At 49.2% G+C, this 13,009-nt stretch carries 14 protein-coding genes; 10 read left to right on the top strand and 4 right to left on the bottom strand.

The window, feature by feature from the left end:
• Complete coding sequence (locus KAI37_RS20275; protein WP_071642639.1) at window positions 1-1,116, top strand: glycosyltransferase family 2 protein; 1,116 nt, start codon at window positions 1-3, stop codon at window positions 1,114-1,116.
• Here the strand turns inward: KAI37_RS20275 and KAI37_RS20270 are convergent.
• Window positions 1,108-1,986 (bottom strand): DUF72 domain-containing protein, encoded by an 879-nt coding sequence (locus tag KAI37_RS20270; protein WP_220030096.1) that lies wholly within the window; start codon window positions 1,984-1,986, stop codon window positions 1,108-1,110. The two genes, KAI37_RS20275 and KAI37_RS20270, sit on opposite strands and share 9 nt — an antisense overlap.
• Before the next feature lie 253 nt (window positions 1,987-2,239).
• Here KAI37_RS20270 and KAI37_RS20265 point away from each other — a divergent pair, with 253 nt between their 5' ends.
• From KAI37_RS20265 to KAI37_RS20245, 5 genes are all read left to right on the top strand, one after another.
• Complete coding sequence (locus KAI37_RS20265; protein WP_220030095.1) at window positions 2,240-3,025, top strand: class I SAM-dependent methyltransferase; 786 nt, start codon at window positions 2,240-2,242, stop codon at window positions 3,023-3,025.
• A gap of 23 nt (window positions 3,026-3,048) precedes the next feature.
• On the top strand, window positions 3,049-4,056 hold the full coding sequence (locus tag KAI37_RS20260; RefSeq protein ID WP_220030094.1) for an MBL fold metallo-hydrolase: 1,008 nt from the start codon (window positions 3,049-3,051) through the stop codon (window positions 4,054-4,056).
• A gap of 78 nt (window positions 4,057-4,134) precedes the next feature.
• A complete protein-coding gene (locus tag KAI37_RS20255) occupies window positions 4,135-4,770 on the top strand; it encodes an NAD(P)-dependent oxidoreductase (RefSeq protein ID WP_076294468.1) in 636 nt (211 codons plus the stop codon).
• 218 nt (window positions 4,771-4,988) lie between these two features.
• On the top strand, window positions 4,989-5,627 hold the full coding sequence (locus KAI37_RS20250; protein ID WP_076294436.1) for a TetR/AcrR family transcriptional regulator: 639 nt from the start codon (window positions 4,989-4,991) through the stop codon (window positions 5,625-5,627).
• A gap of 105 nt (window positions 5,628-5,732) precedes the next feature.
• A complete protein-coding gene (locus KAI37_RS20245) occupies window positions 5,733-6,524 on the top strand; it encodes an SDR family NAD(P)-dependent oxidoreductase (protein ID WP_028541530.1) in 792 nt (263 codons plus the stop codon).
• A gap of 144 nt (window positions 6,525-6,668) precedes the next feature.
• Here KAI37_RS20245 and KAI37_RS20240 read toward each other — a convergent pair whose 3' ends face one another.
• Together KAI37_RS20240 and KAI37_RS20235 are read right to left on the bottom strand one after the other, a co-directional pair.
• The gene (locus tag KAI37_RS20240) at window positions 6,669-7,106 is read right to left on the bottom strand and encodes a GNAT family N-acetyltransferase (protein WP_071642634.1); all 438 of its coding nucleotides are present in this window, start codon (window positions 7,104-7,106) and stop codon (window positions 6,669-6,671) included.
• 57 nt (window positions 7,107-7,163) lie between these two features.
• Window positions 7,164-7,721: a phosphatidylglycerophosphatase A family protein gene (locus KAI37_RS20235; protein ID WP_069080429.1), complete on the bottom strand. Its 558-nt coding sequence runs from the start codon at window positions 7,719-7,721 to the stop codon at window positions 7,164-7,166.
• A 152-nt stretch (window positions 7,722-7,873) separates the two neighbouring features.
• Here KAI37_RS20235 and KAI37_RS20230 point away from each other — a divergent pair, with 152 nt between their 5' ends.
• The 3 genes from KAI37_RS20230 (at window position 7,874) to KAI37_RS20220 (ending at window position 10,418) form a co-directional block, all read left to right on the top strand.
• Window positions 7,874-8,932, top strand: a complete 1,059-nt coding sequence (locus KAI37_RS20230; protein WP_023990027.1) for a GerMN domain-containing protein — start codon at window positions 7,874-7,876, stop codon at window positions 8,930-8,932.
• A gap of 92 nt (window positions 8,933-9,024) precedes the next feature.
• Window positions 9,025-9,786 carry a ribonuclease PH gene (gene rph, locus KAI37_RS20225; RefSeq protein ID WP_071642632.1) on the top strand — a complete coding sequence of 254 codons (762 nt, stop codon included), beginning with the start codon at window positions 9,025-9,027 and terminating at the stop codon, window positions 9,784-9,786.
• Window positions 9,786-10,418, top strand: a complete 633-nt coding sequence (locus KAI37_RS20220; RefSeq protein WP_220030093.1) for an XTP/dITP diphosphatase — start codon at window positions 9,786-9,788, stop codon at window positions 10,416-10,418. Before rph ends, KAI37_RS20220 begins: the two co-directional genes overlap by 1 nt.
• A gap of 171 nt (window positions 10,419-10,589) precedes the next feature.
• Here the strand turns inward: KAI37_RS20220 and asnB are convergent, their stop codons facing one another.
• Window positions 10,590-12,434: an asparagine synthase (glutamine-hydrolyzing) gene (gene asnB, locus KAI37_RS20215; RefSeq protein WP_029518362.1), complete on the bottom strand. Its 1,845-nt coding sequence runs from the start codon at window positions 12,432-12,434 to the stop codon at window positions 10,590-10,592.
• 163 nt (window positions 12,435-12,597) lie between these two features.
• Here asnB and KAI37_RS20210 point away from each other — a divergent pair, with 163 nt between their 5' ends.
• Complete coding sequence (locus tag KAI37_RS20210; RefSeq protein ID WP_220030092.1) at window positions 12,598-12,957, top strand: hypothetical protein; 360 nt, start codon at window positions 12,598-12,600, stop codon at window positions 12,955-12,957.
• Window positions 12,958-13,009: the final 52 nt, after the last annotated feature.

Here is a 13,009-nt window from a genome sequence, read left to right as displayed (position 1 = left end):
ATGACTGAGCATCCAATGACCATCAGCTTGTGCATGATCGTAAAGAACGAGGAGCAGACACTTGCACGCTGTCTGGATTCGGTCGCAGACCTGATGGATGAAATCATCATAGTGGACACGGGATCGACGGATCAGACGAAGGCGGTAGCATCCCGCTATACGGATCGGCTATATACGTTTGAATGGAAGGATGATTTTGCAGCTGCCCGTAATGAATCGTTTGACAAGGCGACGTGTTCCTACATTATGTGGCTGGATGCGGACGATGTGCTGCTGGAGCCGGACCGTGAGCGCCTGCGTGCCTTGAAGCAGCGTTTGTCTATGGATATCGACGCAGTGGTAATGCCACTTCATTTGGCAGAGGGGGAGCAGGGTGAACTGTTGTTCACCTCACGCCGTATCCGTCTCGTGAAGCGTGAGCGACAATACCGCTGGAAAGGGCGTCTGCATGAGGATCTGGTGATACCTCAGGGGCAAATCGTGCATTCGGATGTGGCAGTAACTCACCGCCGAATGCAAGACCACACGCTCCGCAACCAACGTATTCTCGCCCGGTGGATCAGCGAAAGCGGCAAGCTGGAGGGGCGTCTGCTGTATTTGCATGCCAATGAATGTTTTGACCGTAAAGAATATGCCGAGGCGGCAGAGGCGTTCAACCATCTGTTGGAGGAGCCGAGCGGCTACCGTGAGGATCGGATTACCGCTTGTGCGCGGTCGGCGGAATGCTATCTTCACCTCGGGAAGCCGGAGCAACAGCTGGATAGTCTGTTACGCTCCTTTCGATACGATGTACCGCAATCAGACTTGTGCTGCATGATCGGTGACTGGTTTTTCACACGAAACGAATGGAGCACTGCCGCATACTGGTATGAAAAGGCATTGGAGCAACAGCATCACCTTCCGGGTATGAGACCTATTCCACTACCATGCTATTCCTGGTTACCTCATGTGCGGCTGAGCCATTGCTATGCCCACGCAGGTAAGCTGGACGCTTCGTATGAGCATAACCAAACCGCTTTACGCTATTTACCTGACGATCCGTATTTACTGGATAATGCACGCAAGCTCAAGGAGGCTATCTCCAACTCCTCATCCTCAGCCTGTTCCTCAAAATAGTTCAAGCTGTTCAGGCCCGTTATCCTCTTCGGGTGGCTTGCGAGGTGGAAAAGGTTTAGGGTCCATCCCAAGCATGGTCATGAGCTGCTTGGCGTTAGCAGCGGCGTCTCCACCTGAGTTGTTGTTGAAAATAACGCACACCTCACGGCTTTGCTGCTCCAGCTCCAGCAATCTGTCTCTCCATTCGGTCAACTCTTGTTCATTGTACCGATACAGATAACGAACCTCCCGCCAATTAGGCGCGGAGCTTTGATTCCAACCCGATATGTTCCGCCCGTGGAGACGTACGACTGTCAGATTACCGTCTGTAGCCAACGGCACAATGGGAACCGACCCCGGTCCTGCCTGCGGCTCGTCGCATACGCTGTGTATCCAACCTTCTTCACGCATGAATGCCAGCGTTTGTTTCCGAAAATCGGGTGTGAACCAGCTTTGATGTCTGAATTCAAGTACGGATGGGACCTCTCCCATCCTTTTTTTCGTGTCTCGCAGTACAGCGACATTCTCACGTGTACAGTCGAACCAGGGTGGGTACTGAAACAGTACGGCTTTGAGCTTACCCGCTTCGCGAAGAGACTGTATGGATGCATGCAGTGCTTCGTACATGGCATCTATTGTTTTGAAGTAAGGCTGCTTGCCGCGGGTATGTCCAGTCATGCCTTGATAGGCTTTGACTAGAAATGAAAAAGAGTCAGGGGTTTCCGCCGCCCAGCGTGCCATACGATCTGTGGGCTGCACCGCATAGAAAGAACTATCCATCTCTACTACCGGAAAATGGCTTCCATAAACGCTTAGTTTTTGGTTAGCTTTGGTGCCGGTTGGATACAAGTCATCATGATCGCCCCAACCCGTAAGTCCAATTTGAATCATAACTTCCCCGCTCCTTTCTCTTATGAATACTTCTAAAGGCGTTCCCATGAATCATTTTAATGATAAAATGGGGTGAATCACATGAAGTTGGTATGAAGTTCCTATGAATATTTAAGCTCAAATACGGTTATTGTAACATGTTTGTTGTTCAGGATTTTGCAAAACTCTTATTCGTTATGCTTTTGAGTTTCCAGTTTGAAAAAGCTAATATAGTATGTAATAGAGCGAAATGAGTTCATGGAGGAGAAACGATATGGCAGAATGGTACGAGCAAAGCTTTGGGGAAGATTATTTATTGGTATACAAGCATCGCGACTTTCAGGGAGCCTATCAGGAAGTGCAAAAAATGATCTCCTGGCTCAAATTACCGCAAGGCTCCAGCGTATTGGATTTATGCTGTGGGATGGGACGTCATTCGCTTGCGCTGGCAGATGCAGGTTATAAGGTGACAGGTGTGGACCTTTCCAATGTGTTGCTGAGAGAGGCTCGTGCAGCAGATTCCGAAGGGCGGGTAAGTTGGCATCAAGGGGATATGAGAGAGGTGCCGCTGGACGAAAGCTTTGACGCGGTGATGAATTTGTTCACCTCCTTCGGTTATTTTGAAAAGGATGAGGAGCAGCTTAAAGTACTAAAGGAAATATATCGGCTGTTGAAGCCGGGAGGACGTTTTATTATAGATTATTTGAACCCTGCTTACGTAACCGCTCATTTGGTACCGCATTCGTCACGGGAGGATGAAGGGAATTGGATTGAGGAGCACCGGGTCATTGAAGATGGCTTTGTGAAAAAACAAATTGCGATTCGGTCAGCCGCATCCGTTACGGCCACTGAGGCAGCCTCTGCTATGGGCACGACTCCTACTGAGGGAGAACCCGCGCGCGTGTATCATGAACGAGTGAAGCTATATCCGTATGAAAAGTTTCGTGGATTGCTAGAGCAAGCCGGACTATCCGTAGAGCAGGTACACGGAAGCTATAATGAAGATCAATATATCGAAGATGCTTCGCCTCGAATGATTTTTGTCGGCGTGCGGGCTTGAAACAGAAAGGCGGATGGGAAGCCATGAAAATGCCAGAGCTTACACCGTGTGAGCGAATAGACGGAGGCTTTCAGGTCAAAATATCCATGTCCTTTCCGCTACGCTGGGTCAATAGCTATGTGCTCAAGGGACAGCACGGTTTTACGATTGTAGACCCGGGGCCGCGCAATATGGATACCGAGGCAGAATGGGCACATGTCTTCCAACAGCTGGGGATATCCTTTGAGGATATCTCTGACATTGTGGTAACTCATCATCACCCCGATCATTATGGATTGGCGGGCTGGATGCAGCAGCAAAGTCAGGCTCGTGTACATATGTCAGCTCGAAGCCATAAGGAAGCGATGATGATGTGGGACGCTCCAGAATCGACGGTCGCAATGGAGAACAGGCTTCCTAGCTTTTTTGTCCAGCATGGCTTTCCTTTGGAGCAAGTATCGGCCTTGGATTTACATATGCGGCAGGCTTATTTGCAAGTGAATCCACAGCCTGAGATTACCGTTATTCCTACTGGAATAGACGCTCGTCTGGAATGGGGTGGACGCAGTTGGCTGCCCGTCGAGACAGGAGGACATGCGCCCGGACATGTGTCCTTATTTGATCCGAATAGCGGCGTTATTCTCTGCGGTGACGCAGTTTTGCCGCAGATTTCTCCTAATATCAGTCTGCTGCCAGGCAGCGATGCCCAGCCGTTGAGGTCTTATGTAGACGGCTTGCAGCGTCTAGGCGAGCTGGAGGTAGCGTGGGCATATCCGGGGCACCGCAATCCGTTTGGTTATTTTCGGGAGCGGACGCAAGCGTTGCTGGCGCATCATGAAGAACGGCTGGATAAATTCCAACAGCTGATCCGACCGGAGGGCAGCACAGCCTATGAGCTGTGCATTGCCATGTTCGGTGGCAAGTTGGGTATTCACCAGCTAAGGTTTGCCATGTCCGAGACGCTGGCTCATCTGGTGGAGCTGGTGCGCCGTGAAAGGGCCTCTATGAGCGAGACGGACTCAATCACGCGCTTCTATCCCCTTTGCCGTTAATAGTCGCAGAAAGCTACCCAACAAGTGACATGACGAAGCAACATGACAAGCGGCATGCATGCCGGAAAAGAGGATTTTATGAATTTGCTGCTGCTGGGAGCTACCGGACGCGTAGGACGGTATATATTAGATTATGCATTAGAGGACGGTCATGCCGTTACTGTCCTTGTTCGTTCACCGGACAAGCTGGAGGATTACGCACCCGGATACGGGAATCAGCTGCAAATCGTACAAGGCGATGCCACTAATGCAGAGGACGTAGCACAAGCGCTGAAGGGTGGGGCGAAGGCTGTAATCAGTGCGCTGAATACGGATGGAACGACTACCTTATCCGTTAGTATAGCCCTGCTGGTCCGGCTCATGCAGGAGCAGTCCATTTCCCGGCTCATTACAGTAGGAACGGCAGGGATTTTGCAAAGCCGGACCGAACCGGACCTGTATCGGTACGAGTCCTCCGAAACCCGGCGACGCAGCACTCGTGCAGCCGAGGAACATCGGCGAGTGTACGAATTGCTGCATGAATCGGCACTAGACTGGACAATCGTATGTCCAACCTATCTGCCAGATGGAGCGCGGACAGGTATTTATCGCGTGGAAAAAGATTTTTTGCCTGAAGGGGGCTCACAGATTACCACTGCGGATACTGCTGATTTTACCTATCGTCAATGCAAGAGTTACGAATTTATCCGTACACGGGTAGGCATTGCCTACTGATCGTGGAACGCCAAACATAGCTTCATTTTTAAGCATTCAACCAGAGCGCGGTAAGTGTACCTACTCATTGCGTTCTTTTTTATTTGACAAACACTCAGGCTTGGAATACTATGGTTCTTAACTGAAACAATGTTTCCTGGAATCTTGTGTAGATTTTTAATTTGTTATAGTAGCATCAAGCAACAGTTTTTAATAAGCAAAAGGAAGTGTATTGAATCATGTCCGAGCCATCGCATCCCTATAAAACCTATTCGGAAGTGAAGCTACAGCAGCAGCAATTGCTACGTAAAAATGTCATTGATGCCGCATGTATCCTTCTTGCAGAAGAAGGGCCAGAGGCCGTGACCGTGCGACGAGTTGCCCAGAAATTAAGCTGTTCCACCAAGATCATTTACAGTATTTTTGGCAGTAAGGATGGTCTTGCCAATGAGATGTACCTGGATGGATGTCGGCTATTGGCTGAATCCTTCCAGCAAGTACCTGTTACCGAAAGCGTACTCGCTGATCTTGAAGCTTTATGCTGGGCGTACTGGGAATTTGCGCAGCTTCATTCAGCCTATTACAAAATGATGTTTGGCGGGGCATTATCTGATTTCAAGCCGGATGAACAGAGCTTGGAGGGTACCACAACGGCCCTGTCTCAAATCCTGCAAACCGTCATACACGCTATGGAGCTGGGAGCATTGAAAGAACATGATCCGCTGCTGGTTGTCCGGATGTTTTGGTCTGCTTTACATGGAGTCATACATCTTCAGTTTGCAGGTCATTTTTCAGATGTAGATATGGCTCAAGGAGTGTATGCATTTACACTGAAGAATGCGCTCGTAGCATTTAAAACATCCTCATCTCCATCGTAAATATGAAGTGTACTGAGGTCGTCATAGTAGATGACTTCAGTTCATTATAGAGTAGTGGTAACAATGTTTCTAAAATAAAACAACGATATTATGGAGGTTGTCATCATGTTTATGTACGCAAATAAAATAGCTCTGATTACAGGGGCTTCATCCGGTATTGGCGAGGCCTTTGCCTATTCGCTTGCAGCTAAGAAATGTAATCTCATTTTGGTAGCACGCAATGAAACCAAATTAAAGTCACTGGCTAAAGAACTCTCAGCTAAATATAACGTAAAAGCAACGGTGATTGCGTTGGATCTTTCCACACCAGGAGCACCCCAAGCATTGCATCAGGAGGTTCAAAAGCAACAGCTAAAGGTAGATCTCTTGATTAACAACGCGGGTTTTGCCACCTATGGGTACTTTGAGCAGGTTTCAGGAGAACGACAGCATGAGGAAGTGATGCTCAATGTGGCTGCTTTAGTCGACATCACACATGCATTTATGCCTGATTTATTGCGTAAGCGGGATGGTGGATTAATCAATGTTTCTTCCACAGCTGCATTTCAGCCCGATCCTTATATGGCGGTGTATGGAGCAACCAAAGCATTTGTGCTTTCTTTTACTGAAGCGCTATGGGCCGAAAATCGGAAACGGGGGCTTAAAGTTCTGGCCCTTTGTCCAGGCTCAACGGAAACGCCGTTTTTTGATATTGTTGGCGCAAGTGAAGCGTCAATTGGAACTAGGGAAACTCCCCAAACCGTTGTGAAGAACGCGTTGAGAGCATTTGAAAAGGGGCGTAGTCACATCATTTCCGGTCGCCAAAACTATTGGGTAGCTCAGGTGTCCCGGTTCTTCTCTCGTCAATCCACGCTGGGAATTGTAGAACGTGCACTGCGTCCACAAAATGGATTGTAATTTATGAATGAAGGTAATCGGAGCTTGAAATGTTAGAATTGCTAATGAATAAGCTGTGAGTATTATGCACCGGGTCTGATCGTTTATAGCTCGACTTGAATCAGACCCGGTGTTCCTATTTTGTATAGATCAAGCACTTAGATCCTATTCTAGTCCTCGGGAATATAGTAAAATTCCATCCCGTTTCTCCCAGCCGTTAGCTGACCAGAAGCGTTGACCCCCTGCGTTATGCTCCATCACAAACAGATGACATTTATCAATGCCTTCTCTCAGCAAAGCAGATAACGCTTTATCCACCAGTCTGGGTGCGATCCCTTGACCACGATGTGCTGTGGCTACACCCAGATGATACAGAAACCCCCTGCGACTATCGTGACCCGCCAAAATCGTGCCTATGATGCTTCCATCATGCTCACAGACAAAGCTAAGTCCTTCGTTCCGTTGTAAAAAGCGTGCAATCCGCTCCGGTGAGTCGGCCTCGCTTAATCCCAATCCGTCTAAGCCATTCCAAAGGTCAATGGCCTGATCATAATCGTCAGCCTGCATCGTACGGAATGTATATCCTTCAGTTACGTTTGCCATGTCTAGTTCTCCTCTAACCCTGTATATATCTGTTGTATTCCAAGCGTTGTTTGTTATTTAACGTGTTGTATTCGGTGCACTTTCTTCCCCAAGCTCCTGCTCGCGCTCTGCCTGTTTGCGATGGGCGATACGGCTGCTGGCCGAAGCTGCGATAGCGCCCACAATGTCGTCCAGGAACGTATGGATCGGCCCGAGGCTTTTGTCATTCAAGCGTTCCAGCACACCCGGTTTGAGCTTATCGACATAACCGTAATTGGTAAATCCAATGCTTCCGTACACATTTACAATGGAGAAGGCCAGAATTTCATCGACCCCATATAATCCCTCATCATTCTCAATCATATCCTGCAATGGGGGAAGAAGAGCGCCCTGTTCAGCAAGGATATCCAGTTGGATGCCCGTGAGCACGGCATTTTGAACCTCGCGCTTCATCAGTACCTTGTCCACATTCTCCATACATTCTTCCATCGTTAGGGTCGGGTAATATTTTTTCTGTAAAAGCATGACCAGTTCTGCGATTTCAGTCATGTGTACACCACGCTTGTGCAGCCACTCGCGGGTGGCATCGGCTACCTTTTTACTATTCAGGCTGTATGGTGCTTTTTTCTTGTCCATAAAGTTGAAATTCCCCTCCTCGTATAGCTCCTGATTTCTACTGCAATTATGACCAGTGTGTCCAGTCTGCTGAAAAAGTAGTTATTTTTTACGCGAGGCTCGTATACATATTAGTACAATCTGTACAAAATTGTTAGGGAGGAACTTCACTTATGAATATAAAACACCCATGGCGTATGACCTCTGTAGCTGGACTGCTATCCCTACCCCTGTTGTTGTCAGGCTGCAGCCTTTTCGGCAACGAATCGGCATCCATTGACCCCCCGCCGTCCACGACAGAGCAGTCCATGATTAAGGCTGTAACAGGAAAAGCACCCGCCAGTACGGGGCAACTGAGGGCTGTTTTTTTGCAAGATCATAACGGTTTGCTGGCCCCTGTATCTTTACCGATTGCTACAGGTGATGTGCAGGCAGATGCCAAGTCAGCGCTGGAAACATTGGTTGAGGGCGGGCCGTATGCCGGATTATTACCAGAGGGATTTAAAGGTGTAATCCCCCAGGGTACGGAAGTGAAAAGTGTGACGGTGGACAAGAACAACAAACTGGCTGTTGTCGAATTCAACAAATCTTTCGCCAACTATAAGCCACAGGAAGAACGAAAATTAATGGAGAGCTTGACCTGGACCCTGACCGACCGTCCCGATATTGAGAGCGTACAGATCTGGGTGGATGGCAAAAAGCTGAACGAAATGCCTGTTGGCGGCACACCGCTGGATCATCCGTTGACGCGTGCAGTAGGTATAAATTTGGAGATTGGTCATGGCGTAACACCACTGGATTCCAGTCCAGTCACCGTGTATTTCTCTTCATCTTCTCCTGCTGGAGTTCAATACTATGTACCTGTAACACGGTTGGTCAGCCCTGAAAAAGATCGTGTCCAGTCAGCACTGCATCAATTAATTCAAGGGCCGCAGACCAAGGATGGGTTACAAGAAGTGATGACAGGGGAGACGGCGCTGAAATCGGTAGAACGCTCCAAAGATAACGTAATTACGGTATCGCTCTCGGACGATATGTTTGCTAAGGGAGAAGCCGTGCCTGCTGAATTTTTGGAATCGGTTGTGCTGACAGCGGCAGATAATTCAGATGATGCGGTCAAAACAAAAATTCGGATTGAACTGAATGGTGAAAAAAGCGTGATTGGACAAAATAATCAAAATTATGGAGAGCCTGTAGCCAAGCCGCAACATATTAACGAAATCCCTCTTTAAGGGCGGGAATCGTCCTTGGGGTGCTTTTGCCTGCACACTTTGGTAAAATAAACATATAAGAACAGGTTGCATACGACGTAGGAGGAAAAAGCATGAGTAGATCTAACGGACGAAACGGTGATGAGCTGCGCCCGATGAAATTGACAGCAGGAGTAAATAAATACGCGGAGGGCTCTGTTTTTATAGAGGTTGGCGAGACGAAAGTCATTTGCACGGCTACTGTAGAAGAACGCGTACCACCCTTTATGAAGGGACAAGGAAAAGGCTGGGTGACCGCAGAGTATTCCATGCTTCCGCGTGCGACTCATAGCCGTAATCAGCGTGAAGCTGCGCGTGGCAAGCTGACAGGCCGTACCATGGAAATTCAGCGTCTGATTGGAAGAGCGTTGCGTTCGGTGGTCAATTTGCAGGCGCTGGGTGAACGGACGATTACGTTGGATTGTGACGTCATTCAGGCGGACGGCGGAACACGCACAACCTCAATTACCGGTTCTTTCGTAGCGTTGGCGATTGCGGTCAATAAAATTGCCACCCAGCACAAGCTGCCTGTTTTTCCAATTACCGATTTCCTGGCTTCCGTCAGCGTAGGGGTTGTTGGTGAAAAAGCATTGCTGGATCTGAACTATGAAGAGGATTCCAAGGCCAAAGTGGACATGAATCTTGTCATGACTGGCAACGGAAAATATGTCGAGCTGCAAGGTACAGGTGAAGAAAGTCCATTTGACCGTAACGAATTGGATCAACTGCTTAGCTTAGGCGAACAAGGGATTCTGCAAATGATTGAGCGCCAAAAAGAAGTGCTTGGACCGATTGCTGATAAGATCGGTGCTGGACGTACAGGAGCTGGCGCCTAATGCGGCTGGATGGCCCGGTCGTTATTGTCGCTACGAAAAATAAAGGAAAGGTGCGGGAATTTGCGCATGCTTTTGCGCCGTTTGGCAAGGAAGTCAGAAGCATGTACGATTATCCCGACATTCCTGATGTCGCTGAAGATGGCAAAACCTTTGCCGAAAATGCACTGAAAAAAGCTAAAGCGGTTGGAGATGTGCTCGGATTGCCCGTGCTGGCCGATGATTCCGGCCTCTGCGTGGACTTGCTGGACGGTGCGCCGGGGGTATACTCTGCCCGTTATGCTGGAGAAGGTGCCAGCGATCACGAAAACAATATTAAGCTGCTCGACGTTCTGGAATCGAAGCAGCTGGGTGATGATACGGGACAGCCTTTGCTAAGCCCGGCTCAATTCGTCTGTACCTTGATTCTATATAATCCGCAGACTGGCGAGACGTTGGAATCGACAGGCTCCGTGGAGGGCTGGATTACTACTGAAACCGCCGGCAGCGGCGGGTTTGGGTATGATCCGCTGTTTTATTTGCCAGAGTTTGAAAAGACAATGGCCGAGCTGACGTTGGAACAAAAGCAGGCTATCAGTCACCGAGGGATAGCTCTGCGTGATTTGGCAACAAAGCTGAGTAATCCACAGGCATAGCTTGGTAACAGGGGCGAAATCATCCCCCCCATTCACATAACGAAAAAAAAGGCTATCCGTCAGTCATGAGCTGCGGATAGCCTTTTTGGTACTTTCTGTTCCCCATATAGTACAGAGCGAAAAATTGCCGCTGCCGCTTAGAAGCTCTATTGCTTCAGCATTCAGTGTAGCTTATCGAATAGCTACCTTGTAAGTGCGCAACCAGTTATCCACTTGAGCCAAGTAGGCAAACAACTGGGGACCCGACATCAGCTGACCAAACCAAGGCAGATTGGTGGATGCCTCCGGTGAGGCGGCAATATCGCGTACCTTTTGCGCATCGATCAGCTTGAGCAGTGGGGAAGAGGAATCATCCAGCAGCTGCAGCGCTTGCTTTTTCACAGCCTCAAGATAGGAAGGGTTATGCGTTTTGGGATATGGGCTTTTTTTGCGATACAGCACATCATCCGGTAATACGCCCTCCAGCGCCTTGCGCAAAATACCTTTTTCACGTCCGCCTGTCATCTTGATACTCCACGGAATGTTCCATACATATTGTACCAGTCGATGATCGCAATATGGCACCCGCACTTCGAGTCCGGCTCCCATACTCATCCGATCCTTACGGTCCAGTAGAGTAGGCATAAAGCGGGTGATGTTCAAATAGGACATGACGCGCATTTGCGCAGCTTTTCCTGTTTCCCCTGGTAGCTTCGGCACTTCTCCTACCGCTTCTGAGTAGCGATCGTTCAAATACTCCAGCGGCTTGATCCAGTCCCGTACCTCGGGAGACAACAGACTGGCTCTCATATCGGGTGCAACTGCCCACGGAAATGTGCCCGAATTCAGCATATCCTCCCGGTGGAACCATGGATATCCGCCAAAAACTTCATCCGCAGCCTCACCGGAAATAGCGACCGTAGCTCCTTTTTTAATCTCCCGGCAAAAGAGATATAGCGACGAATCCACGTCCGCCATTCCGGGTAAATCCCGCGTTAGTGTGGAGTTGTTCAGAGCTGCTACGACTTCTGGCGTATCGAATTCAATCCAGTGATGATTTGTCCCTAATTCATCCACCATCCGCTGAATCCAGGGGGCATCGGCTCCGGGTTGAAACGCATGGGCTTTAAAATGCTTGTCGTTATCCACATAATCGACCGAATACGTATGAACTTGTCCCTGCCCGGTACGTTTGTAATAATCGACAGCTAATGCGGAGAGAGCGCTTGAATCCAGCCCGCCAGACAATAAGGTGCACACTGGAACATCCGAAATGAGCTGCCGCTCCACCGTATCCAGCAGCAGTTCTCGTACCTTAAGTGCCGTTTCTTCGGTGTTATCCTCATGTGCAATGCTTTCCAGTGTCCAGTAAGCTTGAATGCGCACGCCGTCGCGGCTGTAGGTTAGCGTATGCCCGGGGCGTAGCTCCTTCATGGACGAATAGACACCATGTCCGGGGGTACGCGCAGGTCCGATGATAAAAATTTCGGCCAATCCCTCGGCGTCCACTGCTGCTTCTACTGCTGGATGCTGAAGCAGTGCTTTGGGTTCTGAGCCAAATACGAACACTTCTTCGGTCTGGCTATAAAATAACGGCTTCACTCCCAGTCGATCCCGTGCCAGAAATACCTGCTCCCGCTCACTATCCCAGACCGCAAACGCAAAAATTCCGTTTAACCGATCCACACATTCAGGGCCCCATTCGATATAGGATTCGAGCAGCACCTCCGTGTCGCATTGTGTACGGAAAAAATGCCCGCGCTGTTGCAGCTCTTTTTTCAGCTCAGGCGCGTTATATATTTCCCCGTTATATACAATCGTATAAGTGATATCCTCAAGCTGCCGGATCATGGGCTGAGCGCCATTTTCCGGGTCCATTACGCTCAGTCTTCGGTGTCCGAAGGCACACGGGTTGGATATCCAGGTACCCGCAGCATCCGGTCCGCGATCGGAGAGCGTTTGTGTCATATTCAGCAGCAGCTCAGATTGATGCATTAAGTCTCCGTTCCACTGTATGAAACCTGTAATTCCGCACATGTCTGTTCATCCTCTCTTTGTCGTGTTCATCCAGTGTTGGAATGAATCAAAAACTAAATCCCCAGTTCATCAGTATATATGCCGAAAAGAAGCATAAAATGTCTGTCCGTTCCGAAAACTACAGATGGGGAAACCCGTCTACTCGCAAGGAAGGAGGGAGACCATGTACTACATCAAGGATGCCAAAATACGCCGCTTCACTGAACTTGACGGAGTGCGCTGCGCTGAGGTAGAGGTGCGGCCCGGTGCCGCAGATGACCCGGAATTGCTGGTCTATATCACGGCCAAGGATCAGACGGATGGTCAGTATGACTATGACATGGTACGGATCATCCGCAATGACGCCGATCTGGAGCTGGATTGGTACGACAATAATCTGCATTCGGCATTTGAGGAAGTGACAGACAAGGCTTTTACCGACTCTACACACATTACTGCTGGTGAGGAGCGAGAGAAGTTTAAAAAAGAATTGCTCTCCTATGGGCAGCTCAGCACAGAGTTCGCCAAGGAGTTCGGGGCATGAGGATATGGTGTGCTATGCCTCGACTTTTGTTGATTTGGGCCCCGGCGCCATC

Source organism: Paenibacillus sp. S25 (assembly GCF_019454085.1).
GTDB classification, from domain to species: Bacteria; Bacillota; Bacilli; order Paenibacillales; family Paenibacillaceae; genus Paenibacillus; species Paenibacillus polymyxa_B.
Note: the sequence above shows the minus strand (reverse complement) of the source record. Positions and strands in the feature narration are given on the sequence as shown.

What these genes read in the sequence shown, in the direction of transcription:
- KAI37_RS20260 (WP_220030094.1), top strand. Translation starts at nt 3,049, where the DNA reads ATGAAAATGCCAGAGCTTACACCGTGTGAGCGAATAGACGGAGGCTTT.
- KAI37_RS20270 (WP_220030096.1), bottom strand. Translation starts at nt 1,986, where the DNA reads ATGATTCAAATTGGACTTACGGGTTGGGGCGATCATGATGACTTGTAT.
- KAI37_RS20235 (WP_069080429.1), bottom strand. Translation starts at nt 7,721, where the DNA reads ATGGACAAGAAAAAAGCACCATACAGCCTGAATAGTAAAAAGGTAGCC.
- KAI37_RS20230 (WP_023990027.1), top strand. Translation starts at nt 7,874, where the DNA reads ATGAATATAAAACACCCATGGCGTATGACCTCTGTAGCTGGACTGCTA.
- KAI37_RS20275 (WP_071642639.1), top strand. Translation starts at nt 1, where the DNA reads ATGACTGAGCATCCAATGACCATCAGCTTGTGCATGATCGTAAAGAAC.
- KAI37_RS20245 (WP_028541530.1), top strand. Translation starts at nt 5,733, where the DNA reads ATGTTTATGTACGCAAATAAAATAGCTCTGATTACAGGGGCTTCATCC.
- KAI37_RS20220 (WP_220030093.1), top strand. Translation starts at nt 9,786, where the DNA reads ATGCGGCTGGATGGCCCGGTCGTTATTGTCGCTACGAAAAATAAAGGA.
- rph (WP_071642632.1), top strand. Translation starts at nt 9,025, where the DNA reads ATGAGTAGATCTAACGGACGAAACGGTGATGAGCTGCGCCCGATGAAA.
- KAI37_RS20265 (WP_220030095.1), top strand. Translation starts at nt 2,240, where the DNA reads ATGGCAGAATGGTACGAGCAAAGCTTTGGGGAAGATTATTTATTGGTA.
- asnB (WP_029518362.1), bottom strand. Translation starts at nt 12,434, where the DNA reads ATGTGCGGAATTACAGGTTTCATACAGTGGAACGGAGACTTAATGCAT.
- KAI37_RS20210 (WP_220030092.1), top strand. Translation starts at nt 12,598, where the DNA reads ATGTACTACATCAAGGATGCCAAAATACGCCGCTTCACTGAACTTGAC.
- KAI37_RS20250 (WP_076294436.1), top strand. Translation starts at nt 4,989, where the DNA reads ATGTCCGAGCCATCGCATCCCTATAAAACCTATTCGGAAGTGAAGCTA.
- KAI37_RS20240 (WP_071642634.1), bottom strand. Translation starts at nt 7,106, where the DNA reads ATGGCAAACGTAACTGAAGGATATACATTCCGTACGATGCAGGCTGAC.
- KAI37_RS20255 (WP_076294468.1), top strand. Translation starts at nt 4,135, where the DNA reads ATGAATTTGCTGCTGCTGGGAGCTACCGGACGCGTAGGACGGTATATA.